Raw genomic sequence first — 22,099 nt, forward strand, 5'->3', positions numbered from 1 at the left:
GTACCCAACAGGTTTAACTCCGACAGGAGCCAATCCGTGAAAGACTTATTGAAGTTTCTGAAAGCGCAAACTAAGACCGAAGAGTTTGATGCGATCAAGATTGCTCTGGCCTCGCCAGACATGATCCGTTCGTGGTCGTTCGGTGAAGTTAAGAAGCCGGAAACCATTAACTACCGTACGTTCAAACCAGAACGTGACGGCCTTTTCTGCGCCCGTATCTTCGGGCCGGTAAAAGATTACGAGTGCCTGTGCGGTAAGTACAAGCGCTTGAAACACCGCGGCGTGATCTGTGAGAAGTGCGGCGTTGAAGTGACCCAGACCAAAGTGCGTCGTGAGCGCATGGGCCACATCGAGCTGGCTTCGCCGACCGCGCACATCTGGTTCCTGAAATCGCTGCCATCCCGCATCGGTTTGCTGCTGGATATGCCGCTGCGTGATATCGAACGCGTACTGTACTTCGAATCCTATGTGGTGGTCGAAGGCGGTATGACCAACCTCGAGCGTCGTCAGATCCTGACCGAAGAGCAGTATCTGGACGCGCTGGAAGAGTTCGGTGACGAATTCGACGCCAAGATGGGTGCGGAAGCTATTCAGGCCCTGTTGAAAAACATGGATCTGGAAGCCGAGTGCGAGCAGCTGCGTGAAGAGCTGAACGAAACCAACTCCGAAACCAAGCGCAAGAAGTTGACCAAGCGTATCAAGCTGCTGGAAGCGTTCGTACAGTCCGGTAACAAGCCGGAGTGGATGATCCTGACCGTGCTGCCGGTACTGCCGCCGGATCTGCGCCCGCTGGTTCCGCTGGATGGCGGTCGTTTCGCGACCTCGGATCTGAACGATCTGTATCGCCGCGTGATCAACCGTAACAACCGTCTGAAACGCCTGCTGGATCTGGCTGCGCCTGACATCATCGTGCGCAACGAAAAGCGTATGCTGCAAGAAGCGGTAGACGCCCTGCTGGATAACGGCCGTCGCGGTCGTGCCATCACCGGTTCCAACAAACGTCCTCTGAAATCTTTGGCCGACATGATCAAAGGTAAGCAGGGTCGTTTCCGTCAGAACCTGCTCGGTAAACGCGTTGACTACTCCGGCCGTTCCGTAATCACCGTAGGTCCATACCTGCGTCTGCATCAGTGCGGTCTGCCTAAAAAGATGGCGCTGGAGCTGTTCAAACCGTTCATCTACGGCAAGTTGGAGCTGCGTGGCCTGGCCACCACCATCAAAGCCGCCAAGAAAATGGTTGAGCGTGAAGAAGCCGTCGTTTGGGATATCCTGGACGAAGTGATCCGCGAACACCCGGTACTGCTGAACCGTGCACCAACCCTGCACCGTTTGGGTATCCAGGCGTTTGAACCGGTTCTGATCGAAGGTAAAGCGATCCAGCTGCACCCGCTGGTTTGTGCGGCCTATAACGCCGACTTCGATGGTGACCAGATGGCTGTTCACGTACCGCTGACGCTGGAAGCCCAGCTGGAAGCGCGTGCGCTGATGATGTCTACCAACAACATCCTGTCCCCAGCGAACGGCGAGCCAATCATCGTTCCTTCTCAGGACGTTGTACTGGGTCTGTACTACATGACCCGCGACTGTGTTAACGCCAAGGGCGAAGGCATGGTGCTGAACGGTTCCAAAGAAGCTGAGCGTGTTTACCGCGCCGGCCTGGCGTCTCTGCATGCGCGCGTTAAAGTGCGTATCACCGAAGACGTCAAAAACGCCGAAGGCGAATGGACTTCTCAGACCAGCATCATCGACACCACCATCGGCCGCGCCATCCTGTGGATGATCGTACCGAAAGGTCTGCCGTACTCGATCGTTAACCAGCCTTTGGGCAAGAAAGCGATCTCCAAGATGCTGAACACCTGTTACCGCATCCTGGGCCTGAAGCCGACCGTTATCTTTGCTGACCAGATCATGTACACCGGTTTTGCTTACGCAGCCCGTTCAGGCGCTTCCGTAGGTATCGACGACATGGTTATCCCGGCCAAGAAAGCGGAGATCATCGAAGAAGCGGAAACCGAAGTTGCCGAGATCCAGGAGCAGTTCCAGTCTGGTCTGGTTACCGCCGGCGAACGCTACAACAAAGTGATCGATATCTGGGCTGCAGCGAACGAACGCGTTGCGAAAGCGATGATGGAAAACCTGTCGGTAGAAGACGTGGTTAACCGTGACGGCGAAGTGGAACAGCAAGTTTCCTTCAACAGCATCTTTATGATGGCCGACTCCGGTGCGCGTGGTTCCGCCGCTCAGATTCGTCAGCTGGCCGGTATGCGTGGCCTGATGGCGAAGCCGGACGGCTCCATCATCGAAACGCCAATCACCGCGAACTTCCGTGAAGGTCTGAACGTACTCCAGTACTTCATCTCCACCCACGGTGCTCGTAAAGGTCTGGCGGATACCGCACTGAAAACCGCGAACTCCGGTTATCTGACCCGTCGTCTGGTTGACGTGGCGCAGGATCTGGTTGTGACCGAAGACGACTGTGGCACCCACGACGGCATCCTGATGACTCCGGTTATCGAAGGTGGCGACGTGAAAGAGCCGCTGCGTGAACGCGTTCTGGGCCGTGTGACGGCAGAAGACGTCCTCAAGCCGGGTACGGCGGACATTCTGGTGCCACGCAACACCCTGCTGAACGAGAAGGCGTGTGACCTGTTGGAAGAGAATTCTGTCGACAGCGTTAAAGTCCGTTCCGTAGTGAGCTGTGAAACCGACTTTGGTGTGTGTGCAAACTGCTACGGTCGCGACCTGGCACGTGGCCACATCATCAACAAAGGTGAAGCCATCGGCGTTATCGCGGCACAGTCCATCGGTGAGCCGGGTACACAGCTGACGATGCGTACGTTCCACATCGGTGGTGCGGCATCTCGTGCGGCTGCTGAATCCAGCATCCAGGTGAAAAACAAGGGTAGCCTCAAGCTGAGCAACGTGAAGTTCGTTATGAACGCCGCGGGCAAGCTGGTGATCACCTCGCGTAACACCGAACTGAAACTGATCGACGAATTCGGCCGTACCAAAGAAAGCTACAAGGTGCCTTACGGCGCCGTGATGGGCAAAGGCGACGGTGAAGAAGTTAACGGCGGCGAAACCGTTGCTAACTGGGATCCGCATACCATGCCGGTCATCAGTGAAGTCAGCGGCTTCATTCGCTTCGCGGATATGGTTGACGGCCAGACCATTACTCGCCAGACCGACGAACTGACCGGTTTGTCTTCTCTGGTCGTACTGGACAGCGCAGAGCGTACCGGTAGCGGTAAAGACCTGCGTCCGGCACTGAAAATCGTTGACGCTCAGGGCGAAGACGTATTGATCCCAGGTACTGATATGCCTGCTCAATACTTCCTGCCGGGCAAAGCGATCGTTCAGCTGGAAGACGGCATTCAGATCGGTGCGGGTGATACCCTGGCGCGTATTCCTCAGGAATCCGGCGGTACCAAGGATATTACCGGTGGTCTGCCGCGCGTTGCCGACCTGTTCGAAGCACGTCGTCCGAAAGAGCCGGCAATCCTGGCTGAAATCAGCGGGATTATCTCGTTCGGTAAAGAGACCAAAGGCAAACGTCGCCTGGTGATCTCTCCGCTGGACGGCAGCGACGCTTACGAAGAGATGATCCCGAAATGGCGTCAGCTCAACGTGTTCGAAGGCGAAGTGGTGGAACGTGGTGACGTCGTTTCCGACGGCCCAGAGTCTCCGCACGACATTCTGCGTCTGCGTGGCGTGCATGCGGTTACCCGCTACATCACCAACGAAGTGCAGGAAGTTTACCGTCTGCAAGGCGTTAAGATTAACGATAAGCACATCGAAGTTATCGTTCGTCAGATGCTGCGTAAAGGCACCATCGTTAGCGCTGGTGGCTCCGAGTTCCTGGAAGGCGAGCAGGCTGAAGTGTCTCGCGTCAAGATTGCCAACCGTCAGCTGGAAGCTGAAGGTAAAATCGCGGCAACCTTCTCGCGCGATCTGCTGGGTATCACCAAGGCTTCCTTGGCGACCGAGTCCTTCATCTCCGCTGCATCGTTCCAGGAAACGACGCGCGTTCTGACCGAAGCTGCCGTAGCCGGCAAGCGTGATGAACTGCGTGGCCTGAAAGAGAACGTTATCGTGGGCCGTCTGATCCCAGCCGGTACCGGTTACGCTTATCATCAGGATCGTATGCGTCGCCGTGCTCAGGGTGAAGCGCCGGTTGTTCCGCAAGTCAGCGCGGAAGAAGCGACGGCTAACCTGGCCGAGCTGCTCAACGCAGGCCTGGGCGGCAGCGACGACGAGTAATCGTCATCCGCGCCGCGGGCCCGGTACGCCGGGCCCATCGCCAGATAAACCGCCCCTTCGGGGGCGGTTTTTTTTCGCCTCGTGCCGGGTTAAGACAAACTTTGCTACTATGGTTCCAGCAGAAATTGACCGGCGCTTTTTATCTGACAATTAAGGACAGTGCGAAACATGGACAGCCTCATTACCTTCGAAAAATTGACGGCGCAACACCTGCCATACCTGTATGAGATCCGCTTTTCCGTTGAAGAAAACCTGCTGCATCCGCATCAGGTCCAGTATCTGCAGCGCAAACAGGCGCTGGAGGACATCAACCAGGGCGGCGGTTGGATCTGCAAGTATGGCGACGACTATGCCGGCGTTGGCTTCGGGTTATTCATCCCTGAACCGCTGATCGGCGGCCTGTTCGTGAAGCCGGAATACCAGTCTAAGGGGATCGGCTCTGCCTTACTGGCACGGGTCACTCACTGGATGTTTGAGCACGGCGCCGAAGCGATCCACTTAACCACCGATCTCGGCTCCAAGGCCGAAGGCTTTTATCAACGTCACGGCTGGGTCGTGGTCGGGCAGGATGAATTTGGCCAGGCCGAATTGGTGAAACGCAAAGAGGGTGAATGATGAAAATCAAAGGATTGATGACGTTACTGCTGCTTTCGCTGTTTAGCGCGCCGCTGTATGCGGCCGTTGACTATTTTTATCTGAAACCGCTCGACGGCGAGAAGATCAAAATCACCCGGCAGATGCTGGAGGCGATGCCGCCGCACACGATTAAAACCTCGACCAATTTCACCCCGGAAGATACGTTTACCGGCGTTGAGTTTGCCGAGCTGGTGAAAGCCTATCATCTGAAAGGCCAGTCGGTGCGCGCTTTCGCCTGGGACGATTACTCCTACTCGATGCCGATTGACGAGATGCTTAAATACCGCGTGATTGTCGCCTATCTGCGCGGCGGTAAGCCGATCGACGTGGGGGAGCTGGGGCCATTCGCCATTATTTATCCGCGCGATGGCTACGCTGAGCTGAATAACCTGGATGTGAATGCGAAAACCGTCTGGCAAGTTAAACGGTTGGAGATGAAATAAGATGAGCAAAAAACTGATCGGTACTCTTATCGCGTTGGTTGCCATCTTCTCTTTATTGATTTTGTTGATTGCCATTAACTTCGGCGGCGTAAAAGAGCGCTACAAGCAAATCGAGCCGAATCTGGACAACTATTCGGTGGCCGAGATCCTTTTTCTGGCGTTTGAAAGGACCAAAACCGCGCTGCTGCTCAGTGAAAACAACGACTACGACGTCTTCCTGATCAAAAAGAAAATCTTCTACTCGAAGATTCAGATCCTGGAAAGTCGTTCGACCTTCAGCGACTCTTTTTATTACGACGACGAGTTCATCAAGAATGTTGCGCTGCTGAAGCAGCAGTACCGCACGTTGGACGATCTCTCCGCCGGCTTGCTGGTGGGGCAGAAAAACAAGGCGGATATTCTCTCTTATATGGATGATATCGAGGGCACGCTGGTCGATATCCAGGAAATTATTTATCGGATACAGATTAAAAACTTTACCGAAGTGAAAGGCATCATCCAGGACAACTCGAGTAAAGCCGAGATGTTTGCCCTCTTTTCGCTGATGTTGGTGTTCCTGATGATGTTCCTGGTGCTGAGAAATGCCTTCTCGTTAAAAGAGATCATCAAGAATAAGAACATCTTTATCTCTTCCATCTACCACGAGATCGCCGGCTCGACTCAGGCCATCGTCATTGCTGCGGATATCATGGAGCACGAGCTAGCGCAGGAAGAGTTGAAAAAAGAAGCTCGCCTGATCTCCTATCACGGCAATAAGATCACCGAACAAACGCGCGAGGTGATGGATTATTCGCGGCTAGAGATGGGGGAGGTCAAAGTGAATATATCCACCTTCCGTCTGAATGAGGTGGTGGACGATGCCATGACCAGTATCAGCGCCGGGCGCGGTAATCGCATCGTGGTGCGTCGTTCATCCTATGTTGGTTTGATTTGCTCCGACAAATATAAGCTCTACCGAATATTGGCCAATCTGCTCAGCAACGCGGACAAATTTACTCACCACGGTGCGATTATCCTCAATGTGAAGGTGTACCACGGCAATCTGTATTTATGGGTAAAAGACACCGGCATCGGGTTTAACGTCGATAATCTGGAACGATTATATAAGGCGTTCAATCAGGGGGTGGAAAGGGAAACGCGACAGGGATTGGGGCTGGGGCTGACCATTATCAAAAATTACGTCACGACGATGAAAGGCGCCATCAAGGTCAAATCCGTCGAAGGGGTTGGCTCGTCGTTTTTGATCCGCATCCCGGTCAAACTAATTAAAGAATAAGTTCGACAGCAGCAGCGAAGAGATAATCAGCGGTTTGGTCGGTTTTTCCACCAGATGCACGTCATAGTGCAGGATCATATCGCCGATGTTTTTCTCGTAGTGATTCAGCTGGCCGGTCAAAATGATGATGCGGGCATGCGGATCGAGGGCATCTTTAATTTTCTTCACGACGCGTTCGGAAGTCTCGCCGAAGTCCAACAGCCAGTCCAAAATAAACGCCTCAAAAGACTGGTGCTCCAGCGCGGCCAGCATGGCGTCCGCCGTCTGAAAGGTCTCGGTCTCGATGCCGTAGCGGCAGGCGATCTTCTTCAACAATTCGAGAATATCACTGTCATTGTCCAGGATCGCGATACGCGGAGCCGGCAGAAAGTCTATCTTGTTGACTTTGTACAGCGGGGCATCGGCGGCATGTTCCCGGTTGGTGTTGATGATGAAAAGATCGTCTTTTTTGTAGGCGTAGGTTTCGTCGCTGTCTGCTTGCGTGGCCGGGCGCTCGTCGACCTCAATGTTGCAGCGCTTGTGAATGCTGTTCATGATAAAGACGCCGTTATGCGTCCTTTGGCCGGCAAACGGTTCGTTGAAATACTGAAAAACCTTTTTGATTTCATCGAGGGTGATGCCCCTTTTGCCATCCAGTTTTTGTTTGGCGCTGTTGTACTGAAGGTTCAGTATGTTGGCCATCGTGGAGGCATGTTTTCTGTCGCCAACTCCTTTCAGAGTGAGCAACGCGCTGATTGCATCGATATAATTTGGCGTTTTCTTCATGACAACCTTGGCTTTTTTGATGTTGACCGCGAGCGCTGAAAAACCTGCGCGAGAACCCGTGCTGGATTATAGATGATGCCCCGGTGGTTGCGGTGATATCAGTTTGATTTCCTTTGGCAAACTCAAAACATACTCGATACTAAATAAAAAAACACTCAAAAGACATTCACATTTAATCGTTTATGTGGTTAATTAGCGCACATACTGTGTGATTCGCGTCCTGGGGGGGTGCCAGTCTCACAAAATAAACCGCCTGCTCTTGTCCGTAAGCAGGGAGCAGGCGGCAAAAAAGATCTGCGGTCAACACCAGGGCTATTGGCTGCATCGGGGATGACCATTCGAACCTCTCTTCGTCGCTGTATCTTCTTTTTTCCTCGTTCCTCACTGTTCTGCCGCAATAGCGCCCTATGAATATCACTCCTAAGTGAATACCGAACGCAGATATCGTATCTTTCTGACAGCCCATTAACCGACAAGACAACCTATCCGTGCGCCCTTACAGGCCGCGATATGGCATATGCGCGTTGCCGCGGACGAGGGCCGGAGTCGCGCAAGAGGATCTCCGGCGCGATCCGGGATGGGATAAGGCGGGGCCATCGAGAGGGTGACGGCCCCGGCCGACGCCGGGTTTGGCGGTCGGCAAGGCCACTATAGCCGGCGCGTTTGCCGGCGCCAGCGCTGCCGTTCGGCATTGCGCGGCCGCTCCAGCGTTTTCTTCACGCGGCGGCAAACGTTGCTGTTTATTGCGCGCCGCGTCCCAGATAACCGTCCCAGTCTTTCCACACCGGCTGCAGCCCGGCGTGGCTGATGGCCTCGGCGACCTGCTGCGGCGTGCGGCCGTCGTGCGGTTCGAACTGTTCCAGCTCCGGCGGTACGTCATCGGCATAGCCGCCGGGCTGCGTCTTGGATCCGGCGCTGACGCTGTTGATCGCCACCGGGATCATATGATCGCGGAAGTAAGGCGACTCCCGGGTAGACAGCGACAGCTCAACGTCTGGCGCGAACAGCCGGAAGGCGCAGATCAGCTGCACCAGTTGAGGCTCGCTCATGATCGACGCCGGTTCAATGCCACCGGCGCAGGGGCGCAGACGCGGGAACGAGATCGAGTAGCGGCTCTGCCAGTAGGTTTGCTGCAGGTAGAACAGATGTTCCGCCAGCAGGTAGCAGTCGGTGCGCCAACTGTTGGACAGACCGATCAATGCGCCGAGGCCGATCTTGTCGATCCCGGCGCGCCCCAGGCGATCCGGCGTGGCCAGGCGCCAATGGAAATCCTGCTTCTGGCCGCGCAGGTGGTGCTGCAGATAGGTGGCCGGATGGTAGGTTTCCTGGTACACCAGCACGCCGTCCAGGCCCAGCGTTTTCAGTTCGGCGTATTCCTCCTGCGCCAGCGGTTGCACTTCCATCATCAGCGAGCTGAAGTGCCGGCGGATCGCCGGGATGTGCTGGCGGAAATAGTCCATGCCAACCTTGGTCTGATGTTCGCCGGTGACCAGCAACAGATGTTCGAACCCCAGCGCCTTGATGGCTTCGCACTCGCGTGCGATCTCCGCCGCATCCAGCGTTTTGCGCTTGATGCGGTTGCTCATCGAAAAGCCGCAGTAGGTGCAGTCGTTGGCGCACAGGTTAGAGAGATACAGCGGCACATAGAAGCTGACGACGTTGCCGAACCGCTGGCGGGTCAGCTGCTGCGCGCGTTGCGCCAACGGTTCCAGATACGGCGCGGCCGCGGGGGAGATCAGCGCCATAAAGTCGTCGCGCGTCAGCTTGTCGGCGTTCAACGCGTGCTCCACGTCGCGCGTAGTTTTGCCGTTGATGCGCAGCGTAATGTCGTCCCAGTCCAGCTGTTGCCAGCGGCTACTGAAATCGTCGGCCATCATTGCGCCTCCTCTGGCTGGCTGAGAAAAGCGGTCAGCGGGCTGGACGCGACCGCGCCGCACTGGCTGGAGCCTAATCCGGCGCTGCGTGCCAGCTCGCCGGCCTCCAGCGCCAGGCGAAACGCCCGCGCCATCTGCACCGGATCGCGCGCCACGGCAATGGCGGTATTCACCAGCACCGCGTCGGCACCCAGCTCCATCGCCGCCAGCGCGTGGCTTGGCGCGCCGATGCCGGCGTCTACCACCACCGGCACCTTGGCTTGCTCGATGATGATTTCGAGGAAGTCACGGGTGCGCAGACCGCGGTTGGAGCCGATAGGCGCACCGAGCGGCATCACCGCCGCACAGCCCACCTCTTCCAGCCGTTTGCACAGCACCGGATCGGCGCCGCAGTAGGGCAGCACCACAAAACCGTCTTTCACCAGCGTTTCCGCCGCTTTCAGCGTTTCTATCGGATCAGGCAGCAGGTATTTCACATCGGGATGGATCTCCAGCTTCACCCAGTGGGTGCCGAGCGCTTCACGCGCCAGCCGGGCGGCGAACACCGCCTCGGCGGCCGTTTTGGCGCCGGAGGTGTTGGGCAACAGCCTGACGCCCAACTGCTGCAGCGGCGCCAAAATGGCGTCGTTGCCGCCGCGCAGATCGACGCGCTTCATGGCCATGGTCACCAGCTGTGAGCCGGAGGCCGCCAGTGCCTCCAGCATCAACGCCGGGGTGGCGAACTTGCCGGTGCCGGTGAACAGGCGCGAGGTAAAAGTGGTATCGGCGATTTTCAGCATGTCAGCCTCCGGCGATCGCTTGAAACAGCAAAATGTCGTCACCGTCCTGCACCTGATGGTCGGCCCAGTCGGCGCGTGGGATGATGGTTTGGTTGATCGCCAGCGCGGTGCCCGGCTGGTGGCGTTCCAACTGGGTCAGCAGGGCGGCGACGCTGAGCGGCTGCGCCAGCTCAAGCGGTTGGTCGTTCAGCCGGATTTTCATGCTGCGCCTCCGCATACCGGGCAGGCGCGGGCCTGGCTCAGTTGCAGCGTGCTCCAGCTCTGCTGCTTACCGTCGAACAGCCGCAGTTTCCCGCTGAGGGAGGAAGGCATGCCGGCCAGCATCTTGATGGCCTCCAGCGCTTGCAGGGTGCCGATTACGCCGACCACCGGGCCGAGTACCCCGGCAGTGCGGCAGTTGCGCTGCGGTTCTTCCTGCTCCGGATACAGGCAGGCGTAGCAGCCGTGCGCATAGGGCGGCTCGAGCACCAGCAGCTGGCCGCTGAAACCGACCGCGCTGCCGCTGATCAGCGGCTTGGCGGCGGCGATGCAGGCGGCATTGACCTCATGACGGGTCGCCATATTGTCGCAGCAGTCCAGCACCAGATCGGCGCGGGCGACCGCGTCGCGCAGCGCTTGCCCCTGTAGCCGTTGCGCCAGCGGGATGGATTCCACCAACGGGTTCAGCGCCTGCAGGTGACGTTGCGCCAGCGCCGCCTTACCGGTGGCGGTATCGGCGCTGCGGTAGAGGATTTGCCGCTGCAGGTTGGTAACGTGCAGCTGGTCGTCGTCGGCCAGCAGCAGCGTGCCGACGCCGGCGGCGGCCAGGTACAACGAAGCCGGGGAACCGAGCCCGCCCAAACCGACGATCAACACCGTGGCGCGCTTGAGTTTCTCCTGGCCTTCCGGGCCGACGTCCTCCAGCAGCAGCTGGCGGCTGTAGCGCAGGAATTCCTGATCGTTAAGCATCGCTCGACCCCTCGCCTTCGATCAGCCGCAGCAGCTCGGCCGTCGCCGCGCGCCAATCCGGCGCCTGGGTGATGGCGCTGACCACCGCCACGCTGCCGACGCCGCACGCCAGCACTGCCGGTACGCGATCGATACTGATCCCGCCGATCGCCACCGTCGGGTAATCCGCCAGGCCGGCGATGTGGCGTTTCAACTCCGTCAGCCCCTGCGGCGCCGAAGGCATGTCTTTGGTTTGGGTGGGGAAGATGTGCCCCAGCGCGATGTAGGACGGTTTCACCGCCAGCGCGCGCGCCAGTTCGGCGTCGTCATGGGTGGACACGCCGAGCCGCAACCCGGCGCGGTGAATGGCAGCCAGATCGGTGGTATCGAGATCTTCCTGGCCCAGATGCACGCCGTAGGCGCCATGCTTGATCGCCAGCCGCCAGTAGTCGTTGATGAACAGGCGCGCCTGATAACGCTGGCCCAGCGCGATGGCGGCGGCGATATCCTCTTCGACCTGCTCGTCAGGCAAATCCTTGATGCGCAGCTGGATCGTGGTAACGCCGGCCTCCAGCAGGCGAGCGATCCATTCCACGCTGTCGACGACCGGGTAGAGTCCCAGCTTGTGGGGCGTTGCCGGGAAGGGGGTCGTGATATCAGTCATTGTTTGTCTCCTCTTGCAGGGTGCCGGCGCTGTGATACAGCTCGCTGCCGCGGGCACGGAATTCGGCGGACATTTTCTCCATGCCGGTCAGCTGCACTTCGATCGGCTTGGCGGCCTCCTGGGCGGCGGCGTAGTCGCGCACCTCCTGCGAAATCTTCATCGAGCAGAATTTCGGCCCGCACATTGAGCAGAAGTGGGCGACCTTGCCGGATTCCTGCGGCAGGGTTTCGTCGTGATAGGCGCGCGCGGTGGCCGGATCGAGCGCCAGATTGAACTGATCTTCCCAGCGAAATTCGAAACGCGCCTTGGACATGGCGTTATCGCGGATCTGCGCGCCCGGATGGCCCTTGGCCAGATCGGCGGCGTGGGCGGCGATCTTGTAGGTGATCAGGCCCTGTTTGACGTCTTCTTTGTTCGGCAGGCCGAGGTGCTCTTTCGGCGTGACGTAACACAGCATGGCACAGCCGAACCAGCCGATCATCGCCGCGCCGATGCCGGAGGTGAAATGGTCATAGCCCGGGGCGATATCGGTGGTCAGCGGGCCGAGGGTGTAGAACGGCGCTTCGTGGCAGTGTTCCAGCTCTTCGGTCATATTGCGGCGGATCATCTGCATCGGCACATGGCCCGGGCCTTCGATCATCACCTGCACGTCGTATTCCCAGGCGATTTTGGTCAGCTCGCCCAGCGTATGCAGCTCGGCGAACTGGGCTTCGTCGTTGGCGTCCTGAATCGAGCCGGGGCGCAGGCCGTCGCCGAGCGACAGCGAAACGTCGTAGGCGGCGCAGATCTCGCAGATTTCACGGAAATGCTGATAGAGGAAGTTTTCCTGATGGTGCGACAGGCACCATTTGGCCATGATCGAGCCACCGCGCGACACGATGCCGGTCAGGCGTTTGGCGGTCATCGGCACGTAGCGCAGCAGCACGCCGGCGTGGATGGTGAAGTAATCGACCCCTTGTTCCGCCTGTTCCAGCAGCGTATCGCGGAACATCGCCCAGGTGAGGTTTTCCGCCACGCCGTTGACCTTCTCCAGCGCCTGGTAGATAGGCACGGTGCCGATGGGAACCGGGCTGTTGCGCAGGATCCACTCGCGGGTTTCGTGAATATAGCGGCCGGTGGAGAGATCCATCACGGTGTCTGCGCCCCAGCGGGTGGCCCACACCAGCTTCTCCACCTCTTCTTCGATCGACGACGTGACCGCCGAGTTGCCGATATTGGCGTTCACCTTCACCAGGAAATTGCGGCCGATGATCATCGGCTCCGCCTCCGGGTGATTGATGTTGGCAGGAATGATGGCGCGGCCGGCGGCCACTTCCTGGCGCACGAACTCCGGCGTGATGTTGTCCGGCAGGTTGGCGCCCCAGCCCTGGCCCGGATGCTGGTGGCGCAGCACCTCGCCGCGAATGCGTTCGCGCCCCATGTTTTCACGGATGGCGATGAACTCCATCTCCGGGGTGACGATGCCGGCGCGGGCATAGTGCAGCTGGGTCACGCACTTGCCCGGCAACGCCTTGCGCGGCAGCGGCAGATGTTCGAAGCGCAGGTGATCCAGCCCCTCGTCCGCCAGCCGCTGTTGGGTGAAGCCGGAGCTGGCGCCGTTCAGGGTCGCAGTATCGCCGCGCGCGTCGATCCAGCCGGCGCGCAGCTTGGCCAGGCCGGCGTGCACATCGAGCTCGGCCTGCGGATCGCCGTAGGGGCCCGCGGTGTCATATACCGGGATCGCCTCGTTCTGTTCATACTGCGGGCTATCTTTGCTGCCGCCGACCAGGGTCGGACTGAGCTCAATTTCGCGCATCGGCACCTGGATATCGCGGCGCGAGCCCTGTAGGTAGATGCGGCGTGAGTTTGGGAAAGCCATGCCTTGCAGCGTGTCGATAAACTGCTGGGCGGCTTCGCGTTGCGCTTTACGGGCGCGCGGTGGATTAATGTTAGACATAGCAAGTTCCTACCAGTGTGTTGGGTTGGGAAAGTTGCTTGTCTGGAGCTCGGAGGGAGTAATGATGGTGGCCGATAAGGCAGGGCGCCCGCAAGGGGGAGGCCGTGCCTGTGGCGATAGATTACTCTTGTTCCCTTCGCGGGTATTAACCCGATCAGGTTCCGCGGATCCCGAATTAACGGTCTCAGCCTGGCTGATTCGATGAACAAATCAGGCGCTAGGCACTCCGACAAGATGCCCCCCAGTATAGGAGGGATATGAAAAAAAACTATAAAATTTTAACGCGCCGGATCCAGCGTCTGGTCCGGCAGCGGTTGCTGCGCGGCTTCTGCTTCCAACTGGATCAGCTTATCTTCCAGCGCAAAGCGCGCCGCCAGCGTTTCGCCGATATCCGACAAGGCCTGGTGGAATTCCAGACAAACCTCCTGATCGATATCCACTTCGGTATAGCGATCGTGGAACGCCATGATCTGTTCAGTATTGGCCCACAGCTTGGGATAGATGTTCACCGCCAGCGACATTTTCGGACTGGCTGCGCCTTCCACTTGTTTGATAATTCTGTCATAGATATGAAAATGCCCTGCGGAGAGGTAATCCACCAGGTTGTGGCAAAAGTTCTCCAGCGCTTTTTCATTCAGCGGCGTATGCTTTTCTTTATTCGGTTTGAGGCCTACCAGCGTGCAGTAGGCGACCAGCAACTGTTTGCGGGCCTGAAGCCATTGATCAACTAATTCATTACTACCGCCAACGCGCTGAGTCAGCCTTTCCAAACGGTTGAGCATGTTTGACTCCGTGTAAGTAACAAAAGTAACCGGTAAGTTATTAAAATGTAACAAAGCCGATTTGTAGAGTGCCAGTGAAGCTGAGGTTGTGCAACAACGATATGGAACTTGCATTAACGGGCAATGAAAACGGCTGGTGGATTGTCAGCCATGAAAGCAAACTTTGGTTACCGAACGGTGAATTGCCGTCGGGGACGGCCGCCGCCCTCGGGCTGCAGGGCCACATGGCGCGCACCATCGGTGAATGGGAGGGCGCGCCGGTTTGGCTGGTGCGCCAGGCGATGCCGCGGGAGATGGGATCGGTGCGTCAGCTGTTGGATCAGGATCGCGGTCTGTTCCAGCTTGCCGGGCGCGGCGTTCAGTTGGCGGATTTCTACCGCTCTCATCGCTATTGCGGCTACTGCGGCCATGAGATGCACCTCAGCCGCTCCGAAAGCGCCTGCCTGTGCGGCCACTGCAAAGAGCGGTACTACCCGCAGATTGCGCCCTGCGTGATCGTCGCCATTCGGCGCGACGATCAGATCCTGCTGGCGCAACACGTGCGCCATCGCGGCGGCATCCACACGGTGCTGGCCGGCTTCGTCGAGGTGGGCGAAACGCTGGAACAGGCGGTAGCGCGCGAAGTGATGGAAGAGAGCAATATCGAAATCAAGAACCTGCGTTACGTCACCTCACAACCCTGGCCGTTCCCGCACTCGCTGATGATGGCCTTTATGGCCGATTACCATCAGGGTGACCTTCGACACGACCCCAAGGAGCTGCTCAACGCCGGCTGGTATCGCTACGACCAACTGCCACTGTTACCGCCGCCCGGCACCGTGGCGCGCCGGTTGATTGAGGACACCGTGGCGCTGTGCCGGGCAGAATAATGTACAATGGCCGGCAGATTATTAAGGGAGCCCCATAAATGACTGAGTTGAAGAACGATCGCTACCTGCGCGCGCTGTTGCGCCAGCCGGTGGATGTGACCCCCGTATGGATGATGCGCCAGGCCGGTCGTTATTTACCGGAGTACAAGGCGACCCGCGCCCAGGCCGGTGATTTCATGTCGCTGTGCAAGAACGCGGAGCTGGCCTGTGAGGTTACGCTGCAGCCGCTGCGCCGCTATGCGCTGGACGCCGCCATTCTGTTCTCCGACATTCTCACCATTCCCGACGCCATGGGGCTTGGCCTGTACTTTGAAGCCGGCGAAGGCCCGCGTTTCAGCTCACCCATCACCTGCCGTGCTGACGTCGACAAACTGCCGGTGTTCGATCCAGAAGTGGAGTTGGGCTATGTGATGAACGCGGTGCGTACCATCCGCCGCGAGCTGAAGGGCGAAGTGCCGCTGATCGGCTTCTCCGGCAGCCCATGGACATTGGCTACCTATATGGTTGAGGGCGGCAGCAGCAAGGCCTTCACCAAGCTGAAGAAGATGATGTATGCCGAACCGGCCACGCTGCACCTGTTGCTGGACAAGCTGGCGGACAGCGTGATCCTGTACCTCAACGCCCAGATCAAGGCCGGCGCGCAGTCGGTGATGGTGTTCGACACCTGGGGCGGCGTGTTGACCGGGCGCGATTACCGCGAGTTCTCGTTGCACTACATGCACAAGATCGTCGATGGCCTGCTGCGTGAGAATGACGGCCGCCGCGTGCCGGTGACGCTGTTTACCAAAGGCGGCGGGCAGTGGCTGGAGGCGATGGCTGCCACCGGCTGCGATGCGCTGGGGCTGGATTGGACCACCGACATCGCCGACGCGCGTCGGCGCGTGGGCGATAAAGTGGCGCTGCAGGGCAACATGGATCCGTCGATGCTTTATGCTTCCCCGGCGCGCATCGCGGAAGAAGTGGAGACCATTCTGGCCGGTTTCGGCCACGGCAACGGCCATGTGTTCAACCTGGGCCACGGCATCCATCAGGATGTGCCGCCTGAGCACGCCGGCGCCTTCGTCGAGGCGGTGCACGCGCAGTCGGCGAAATACCACCGTTAAGGATTCGATGTGACCGATATGCAGGCCCTGCGCGCCGAACAGCTGCGGCGCGCGGCTGAAGTCATTCGCTACGACGATCTGCCGGCCGAACCGCCGGCCTTCATCGCCGGCGCCGACGTGGGCTTCGAGCAGGAGGGAGCGGTGACGCGCGCCGCCATCGCCATCCTGCGCTATCCGTCGCTGGAGCTGGTGGAGTATCAGGTGGCGCGTATCGCCACCGTCATGCCTTATATCCCGGGTTTCCTGTCATTTCGCGAATACCCGGCGCTGCTGGCCGCCTGGGCTCAGCTGCGGCAAAAGCCGGGGTTGATCTTCGTCGATGGACATGGCATTTCGCATCCGCGGCGTCTCGGCGTCGCCAGCCATTTCGGCCTGCTGGTCGATGTACCGACCATCGGCGTGGCCAAGAAGCGCCTGTGCGGCAAATTTGCGCCGCTGGACGCCGCCGTCGGCGCGCTGGCACTGTTGGAAGATAAGGGTGAACAGCTGGGCTGGGTATGGCGCAGCAAGGCGCGCTGCAACCCGCTGTTCATCTCTACCGGTCACCGCGTGGGCGCCGACAGCGCGCTGGCGTGGGTGCAGCGCTGTATGGCGGGCTACCGTTTGCCGGAGCCGACCCGTTGGGCTGATGCCATCGCATCGCGGCGCCCGGCGTTTCAGCGTTGGTTGCAGCAGCATCCGGAGGTGTCGCCATGAGCGATTTCGGGTACACTGCGCCGCAGATAACGCGTAAGAGAGTAAAGCATGCTACGTAACCCGATTCATTTACGTCTGGAACGGCACGAGGCTTGGCAACATTTGACCTTTATGGCCAGTTTGTGCGAGCGTATGTACCCGAATTACCAGATGTTCTGCAAACAGACCGAGTTCGGCGATCCGGCGGTTTATCGCCGCATTCTGGATTTGGTGTGGGAAACGCTGGTGGTGAAGGACGCCAAGGTCAACTTCGACAGCCAGCTCGAGAAGTTGGAAGAGGCGATTCCGTCGGCGGAAGATTACGATCTTTACGGCGTTTACCCGGCAATTGATGCCTGTATCGCATTAGGGGAACTGATCCATTCGCGGCTCGGCGGGGAGACGCTGGAGCACGCCATCGCCATCAGCGAAACATCGATTCGCACCGTGGCGATGTTGGAAATGACTCAAGCCGGTAAGGAAATGACCGACGAAGAGTTGGGCAGTTTGCCTGCGGTAGAGGAAGAATGGGACATTCAATGGGAAATTTTCCGCCTGTTGGACGCCTGTGAAGAGCGCGATATAGACCTGATCAAGGGGCTGCGATCCGACCTGCGAGAGGCCGGTGTCAGCAACATCGGGATAAATTTAGCGCAATAAGGCAGCAAAACGTGATTTAACGCCTGATTTGTCATGCCTTAAGGCTTCACATCCGCACCCTGTCTGGTCTACATTTGGGGGGCGTAAAAAAAGTGGCTATCGGTGCGTGTATGCAGGAGAGTGCTGTCAATCGGCATATCCGTCGCACTCGATGCTTTGCAAACGATAAACACACTGTAAGGATAACTTATGAACAAGACTCAACTGATTGATGTAATCGCGGACAAGGCTGACCTTTCCAAAGCACAAGCTAAACTGGCTCTGGAATCCACCCTGGCTGCTATTACTGAGTCTCTGAAAGAAGGTGATGCAGTACAATTGGTTGGCTTCGGTACTTTCAAAGTAAACCATCGTAGCGAGCGCACTGGCCGCAACCCACAGACTGGCAAAGAAATCAAAATCGCAGCAGCCAACGTGCCTGCGTTCGTTTCTGGCAAAGCACTGAAAGACGCTGTTAAATAAGACCGCGCCTCGGTGAAAAGATTAAACAGAGGGGCGATGGCGCCCCTTTTGTTTACTCGTCGGGTGCTCATGGCCGCCGGCATCGCCCTCGGTCTGAGCGCCTGCAGTTTCCATTCCGATATTCCCAGTTTTACCGCCAGCGGCTTTGTGGCCGATCAGGGCGTCATACGCCTGTGGCGTAAAGACGATGAGCAACATCGCCCGCAGGTGCTGGTCAGCGTCTATAGTCCCTATCGGGGGCCGGGTACCATCACCACGCTGTATACCTATCAGGGCGACGTGCTGCGCCAAATCAAACGCAACGACGCCGACGGCGATCGAGACTCCATTCAACTGCGCTTTGCCGACGACGGCACGGTGAGCTTTATGCAGCGCCAGCTGGCGACACGCCGCGAACCGCTGACCAGCGATGAGATAGCACTGTACCAATACCAGGCGCGACGTATCCTCGAGGTCAGCAATGCGCTGCGCGCCGGCAAGGTCAAATTACTGCAGGGGCGTTGGATGCAGGGCGAGGTGCAAACCTGCGACGGCCAGCGCTTAAAACCCGGGTTGGATGCCACCGCCATCGGCTGGATCGAAAAACGCGCCCGCAGCAGCAGCCGGCCGGTGAGTGTCGCCTGGTTGGAAGCGCCGGAAGGCAGTGAACTGCTGCTGGTGGCGAACGACGACTTCTGCAGCTGGGAACCGAAAGAAGACCAGCTATAAAAAAGGCCCCGCGCCGCGGAGCCTCTTGTCATGACCTTATCAGGTCAAATCACTTGCCGCGCGCAATCGCGCGATAACCGATATCTTTGCGGCAGAAGCTGCCCGGCCACTGAATGCCTTCCGCCAGCTGATAGGCGCGTTGCTGCGCCTGCGCCACGGTGTCGCCCAGTGCCGTCACGCACAGCACGCGGCCGCCGCTGGTGACGACGTCATCGCCCTGCAGGCGCGTACCGGCGTGGAAGACCTTACCGTCGGCGCTTTCCTGCTGCGGTAACCCCTGGATCACCTCGCCATTGCGATAATCACCCGGATAACCGCCGGCCGCCAGCACCACGCCAAGCGCAGGGCGTTCGTCCCAGTCAGAGCTTTTCTCGTTCAGGCGGCCTTCGGCACCCGCCAGGCACAGTTCCACCAGATCGGAGCGCAGGCGCAGCATGATCGGCTGAGTTTCCGGATCGCCAAAACGGCAGTTGAATTCGATCACCTTCGGCTGGCCGTCGGCGGAGATCATCAGGCCGGCATACAGGAAGCCGACGTAGGTATTGCCTTCCGCCGCCATGCCGCGCACCGTCGGCCAGATCACCTGGTCCATGGCGCGCTGGTGGATTTCGTCGGTCACGACCGGCGCCGGAGAGTAGGCGCCCATACCGCCGGTGTTCGGGCCGGTGTCGCCGTCGCCGACGCGTTTGTGGTCCTGGCTGGTGGCCATCGGCACCACGTTCTCGCCATCGACCATCACGATGAAGCTGGCTTCTTCGCCGTCGAGGAACTCTTCCACTACGATGCGATGACCGGCGTCGCCGAAGGCGTTGCCGGCCAGCATGTCACGCACGGCTTCTTCCGCCTCCTGCAGCGTCATCGCGACGATCACGCCTTTACCGGCGGCCAGGCCATCGGCTTTGATGACGATCGGTGCGCCTTTGCGGCGCACATAGGCGAGTGCCGGCTCCACCTCGGTAAAGTTTTCATATTCGGCGGTCGGGATGCGGTGGCGCGCCAGGAAATCCTTGGTGAAGGCTTTAGAGCCTTCGAGCTGCGCGGCGGCCTGCGACGGGCCGAAGATTTTCAGACCGGCGGCCTGGAAGGCGTCGACTACGCCGATCACCAGCGGCGCTTCCGGCCCGACGATGGTCAGACCGATGTCATGGCTCTGGGCGAACGCGACCAGGGCAGGGATATCTGTGGCGGCGATCGCCACGTTCTCCAGATTGGCTTCCAGCGCGGTGCCGGCGTTGCCCGGCGCAACGTAGACTTTGTCCGCCAGCGGAGACTGGGCGGCTTTCCAGGCCAGCGCGTGCTCGCGCCCGCCGTTGCCGATAATCAAAATGTTCATCAGGGGCTCCACGAATGGCGTGCGCCGGAGCGCACGCGGCAAAAGGAATTAATGGCGGAAGTGACGCATGTCGGTGAAGATCATTGCGATGCCGTGTTCATTGGCGGCGGCGATCACTTCGTCGTCGCGGATTGAGCCGCCAGGCTGGATCACGCAGGTGATGCCGACCGCCGCGGCGGCATCGATGCCGTCACGGAATGGGAAGAAGGCGTCGGAGGCCATGGCGGATCCTTTCACTTCCAGCCCTTCGTCGCTCGCTTTGATGCCGGCGATCTTGGCGGAATAAACGCGGCTCATCTGGCCGGCGCCTATGCCGATGGTCATATTGTCACGTGCATAAACGATGGCGTTGGATTTCACGAACTTGGCCACTTTCCAGCAGAACAGCGCGTCACGCAGTTCCTGCTCGGTCGGCTGGCGCTCGGATACCACGCGCAGATCGGCGGCGGTCACCATGCCGAGATCGCGATCCTGCACCAGCAGCCCGCCGTTGACGCGCTTGAAGTCCAGCCCCGCCACGCGTTGCTGCCACTGGCCGCAGGCCAGCACGCGCACGTTCTGTTTGGCGGCCAGCAGGGAGCGCGCTTCCTGGGTGACGTTTGTCGCGATGATCACTTCCACGAACTGGCGGCTGATGATCGCCTGCGCGGTGGCGGCGTCCAGCTCGCGGTTAAAGGCGATGATGCCGCCGAAGGCGGAAGTCGGGTCGGTTTGGTAAGCGCGCTCGTAGGCGGCCAGGATGTCGTCGCCGATCGCCACGCCGCAAGGGTTGGCGTGCTTGACGATCACGCAGGCCGGTTCGGCGAACTCTTTCACGCATTCCAGCGCGGCGTCGGTATCGGCGATGTTGTTATAGGACAGCGCTTTGCCCTGCAGCTGCTCGGCGGTCGCGACGGACGCCTCCTTTACCTCTTCTTCTATATAGAAGGCGGCCTGCTGGTGGCTGTTCTCACCATAACGCATATCCTGCTTCTTGATGTAGTTGAGGTTTAGGGTTCGCGGGAAGCGGCCGGACGGCTGTTCGGTCTCGCCGTGGTACGCCGGCACCAGCGCGCCGAAGTAGTTGGCGATCATGCTGTCGTAGGCGGCGGTGTGTTCGAAGGCTTTGATGGCGAGATCGAAGCGGGTGGCATAGCGCAGCGAGCCGTCGTTGTTGTCCATCTCGGTAATGATGGCGGCGTAGTCGCTGCTCTTCACGACGATGGCGACGTCTTTATGGTTCTTGGCGGCGGAGCGCACCATGGTCGGGCCGCCGATATCGATATTTTCGACCGCGTCTTCCAGCGAGCAATCTGGGCGCGCCACGGTTTGGGCGAACGGGTACAGATTGACGACCACCATGTCGATAGGCTGGATGTCATGCTGATTCATAACCGCGTCGTCCCGGCCGCGGCGGCCGAGAATGCCGCCGTGGACTTTCGGGTGCAGGGTCTTAACTCGTCCGTCCATCATCTCCGGGAAGCCGGTGTAGTCGGAAACTTCGGTAACGGGCAGACCGGCGTCTGCCAGCAGGCGGGCGGTGCCGCCGGTGGAGAGCAGTTCAACGCCGCGCTGGGAAAGCGCTTCGGCGAATTCAACGATACCGGCTTTGTCAGACACGCTGAGCAGGGCCCGGCGGATTGGACGAGGTTGTTGCATGGTTTTATCCCTTGGCTTTGAGTCGCAATTAAAGAGCGTTACGTGAATGTCCACCTCGTTCTCTCTATAAGGAAGGTTTTTTTGCCTTATAAGGGAGGGGCAGGCACATATTCAGGTAGCGCCCCCATAAAAAGGGGGATCGTTTCGTCGCGGGGAATTGTAGCGAAAACGTTTGCGTGGCGCTCGTAAATTTTCCGTGCAAATCGCATCTGTGGATAACACTGTGCGCAAGTGGGTATAAGGCGGGGTTTTGCTGTGGAATGCAGCGAACGATCGTTTTTGCTGAAAATACCTGTTGCGGCCTGCGAG

General features: G+C 59.0%; 21 protein-coding genes and 1 riboswitch. Of the genes, 10 read left to right on the forward strand and 11 right to left on the reverse strand.

Features of this window, described 5'->3' with window-relative positions; genetic code table 11:
- The first annotated feature begins 36 nt into the window (after nucleotides 1–36).
- The 4 genes from rpoC to ACMGGW_RS24165 all read left to right on the forward strand — a co-directional run bounded on the left by rpoC (nucleotide 37) and on the right by ACMGGW_RS24165 (nucleotide 6,615).
- Complete coding sequence (rpoC, locus tag ACMGGW_RS24150; RefSeq protein ID WP_025304939.1) at nucleotides 37–4,260, forward strand: DNA-directed RNA polymerase subunit beta'; 4,224 nt, start codon at nucleotides 37–39, stop codon at nucleotides 4,258–4,260.
- Between the two features lie 168 nt (nucleotides 4,261–4,428).
- Entirely contained in the window at nucleotides 4,429–4,875 is a 447-nt protein-coding gene (locus tag ACMGGW_RS24155; protein WP_025304940.1) for a GNAT family N-acetyltransferase, read from the forward strand.
- On the forward strand, nucleotides 4,875–5,339 hold the full coding sequence (locus tag ACMGGW_RS24160; protein WP_167325050.1) for an oxidoreductase: 465 nt from the start codon (nucleotides 4,875–4,877) through the stop codon (nucleotides 5,337–5,339). The genes ACMGGW_RS24155 and ACMGGW_RS24160 overlap by 1 nt, the downstream gene beginning before the upstream one ends.
- A gap of 1 nt (nucleotide 5,340) precedes the next feature.
- Complete coding sequence (locus tag ACMGGW_RS24165; RefSeq protein ID WP_197832640.1) at nucleotides 5,341–6,615, forward strand: ATP-binding protein; 1,275 nt, start codon at nucleotides 5,341–5,343, stop codon at nucleotides 6,613–6,615.
- Here the strand turns inward: ACMGGW_RS24165 and ACMGGW_RS24170 are convergent.
- The 8 genes from ACMGGW_RS24170 to ACMGGW_RS24205 all read right to left on the reverse strand — a co-directional run bounded on the left by ACMGGW_RS24170 (nucleotide 6,601) and on the right by ACMGGW_RS24205 (nucleotide 14,342).
- The gene (locus ACMGGW_RS24170) at nucleotides 6,601–7,296 is read right to left on the reverse strand and encodes a response regulator (protein WP_049206075.1); all 696 of its coding nucleotides are present in this window, start codon (nucleotides 7,294–7,296) and stop codon (nucleotides 6,601–6,603) included. The two genes, ACMGGW_RS24165 and ACMGGW_RS24170, sit on opposite strands and share 15 nt — an antisense overlap.
- Nucleotides 7,297–8,120: 824 nt before the next feature.
- Nucleotides 8,121–9,254 (reverse strand): 2-iminoacetate synthase ThiH, encoded by a 1,134-nt coding sequence (gene thiH, locus ACMGGW_RS24175; protein WP_197832642.1) that lies wholly within the window; start codon nucleotides 9,252–9,254, stop codon nucleotides 8,121–8,123.
- Entirely contained in the window at nucleotides 9,254–10,033 is a 780-nt protein-coding gene (locus ACMGGW_RS24180) for a thiazole synthase (protein WP_197832641.1), read from the reverse strand. Before ACMGGW_RS24180 ends, thiH begins: the two co-directional genes overlap by 1 nt.
- A 1-nt stretch (nucleotide 10,034) precedes the next feature.
- Nucleotides 10,035–10,235, reverse strand: a complete 201-nt coding sequence (gene thiS, locus ACMGGW_RS24185; protein ID WP_016929423.1) for a sulfur carrier protein ThiS — start codon at nucleotides 10,233–10,235, stop codon at nucleotides 10,035–10,037.
- Complete coding sequence (locus ACMGGW_RS24190) at nucleotides 10,232–10,981, reverse strand: HesA/MoeB/ThiF family protein (protein WP_004929883.1); 750 nt, start codon at nucleotides 10,979–10,981, stop codon at nucleotides 10,232–10,234. The genes thiS and ACMGGW_RS24190 overlap by 4 nt, the downstream gene beginning before the upstream one ends.
- Nucleotides 10,974–11,624: a thiamine phosphate synthase gene (gene thiE, locus ACMGGW_RS24195; protein WP_049206077.1), complete on the reverse strand. Its 651-nt coding sequence runs from the start codon at nucleotides 11,622–11,624 to the stop codon at nucleotides 10,974–10,976. The genes ACMGGW_RS24190 and thiE overlap by 8 nt, the downstream gene beginning before the upstream one ends.
- Nucleotides 11,617–13,560, reverse strand: a complete 1,944-nt coding sequence (gene thiC, locus ACMGGW_RS24200) for a phosphomethylpyrimidine synthase ThiC (RefSeq protein WP_049206079.1) — start codon at nucleotides 13,558–13,560, stop codon at nucleotides 11,617–11,619. Before thiC ends, thiE begins: the two co-directional genes overlap by 8 nt.
- Before the next feature lie 114 nt (nucleotides 13,561–13,674).
- Nucleotides 13,675–13,799: riboswitch (TPP riboswitch) on the reverse strand.
- A gap of 39 nt (nucleotides 13,800–13,838) precedes the next feature.
- On the reverse strand, nucleotides 13,839–14,342 hold the full coding sequence (locus ACMGGW_RS24205; protein ID WP_016929420.1) for an Rsd/AlgQ family anti-sigma factor: 504 nt from the start codon (nucleotides 14,340–14,342) through the stop codon (nucleotides 13,839–13,841).
- A 101-nt stretch (nucleotides 14,343–14,443) separates the two neighbouring features.
- On the opposite strand from ACMGGW_RS24205, the gene nudC reads away from it, so the two are divergent.
- From nudC to ACMGGW_RS24235, 6 genes are all read left to right on the forward strand, one after another.
- Entirely contained in the window at nucleotides 14,444–15,211 is a 768-nt protein-coding gene (nudC, locus tag ACMGGW_RS24210; RefSeq protein WP_025304948.1) for an NAD(+) diphosphatase, read from the forward strand.
- A 38-nt stretch (nucleotides 15,212–15,249) separates the two neighbouring features.
- Nucleotides 15,250–16,314 carry a uroporphyrinogen decarboxylase gene (hemE, locus tag ACMGGW_RS24215; protein WP_025304949.1) on the forward strand — a complete coding sequence of 355 codons (1,065 nt, stop codon included), beginning with the start codon at nucleotides 15,250–15,252 and terminating at the stop codon, nucleotides 16,312–16,314.
- Nucleotides 16,315–16,323: 9 nt separating this feature from the next.
- Nucleotides 16,324–17,010 (forward strand): deoxyribonuclease V, encoded by a 687-nt coding sequence (gene nfi / locus ACMGGW_RS24220; protein ID WP_167324726.1) that lies wholly within the window; start codon nucleotides 16,324–16,326, stop codon nucleotides 17,008–17,010.
- 48 nt (nucleotides 17,011–17,058) lie between these two features.
- A complete protein-coding gene (locus tag ACMGGW_RS24225) occupies nucleotides 17,059–17,649 on the forward strand; it encodes a YjaG family protein (protein ID WP_025304951.1) in 591 nt (196 codons plus the stop codon).
- Nucleotides 17,650–17,838: 189 nt separating this feature from the next.
- Nucleotides 17,839–18,111 (forward strand): nucleoid-associated protein HU-alpha, encoded by a 273-nt coding sequence (hupA, locus tag ACMGGW_RS24230; RefSeq protein WP_004929874.1) that lies wholly within the window; start codon nucleotides 17,839–17,841, stop codon nucleotides 18,109–18,111.
- Between the two features lie 36 nt (nucleotides 18,112–18,147).
- A complete protein-coding gene (locus ACMGGW_RS24235; protein WP_080271274.1) occupies nucleotides 18,148–18,819 on the forward strand; it encodes a DUF1481 domain-containing protein in 672 nt (223 codons plus the stop codon).
- Between the two features lie 49 nt (nucleotides 18,820–18,868).
- Here the strand turns inward: ACMGGW_RS24235 and purD are convergent, their stop codons facing one another.
- From purD to ACMGGW_RS24250, 3 genes are all read right to left on the reverse strand, one after another.
- Nucleotides 18,869–20,152, reverse strand: coding sequence for a phosphoribosylamine--glycine ligase (gene purD, locus ACMGGW_RS24240; RefSeq protein ID WP_015376331.1), 1,284 nt, complete (start codon nucleotides 20,150–20,152; stop codon nucleotides 18,869–18,871).
- A 48-nt stretch (nucleotides 20,153–20,200) separates the two neighbouring features.
- On the reverse strand, nucleotides 20,201–21,790 hold the full coding sequence (gene purH, locus ACMGGW_RS24245; RefSeq protein ID WP_167324727.1) for a bifunctional phosphoribosylaminoimidazolecarboxamide formyltransferase/IMP cyclohydrolase: 1,590 nt from the start codon (nucleotides 21,788–21,790) through the stop codon (nucleotides 20,201–20,203).
- Between the two features lie 86 nt (nucleotides 21,791–21,876).
- Nucleotides 21,877–22,099: hypothetical protein (locus tag ACMGGW_RS24250; RefSeq protein ID WP_420279537.1), on the reverse strand; the 223-nt coding region annotated here is incomplete at its 5' end.

It is taken from the genome of Serratia sp. BNK-4 (genome assembly GCF_048685115.1).
Taxonomy (GTDB): domain Bacteria; phylum Pseudomonadota; class Gammaproteobacteria; order Enterobacterales; family Enterobacteriaceae; genus Serratia; species Serratia bockelmannii.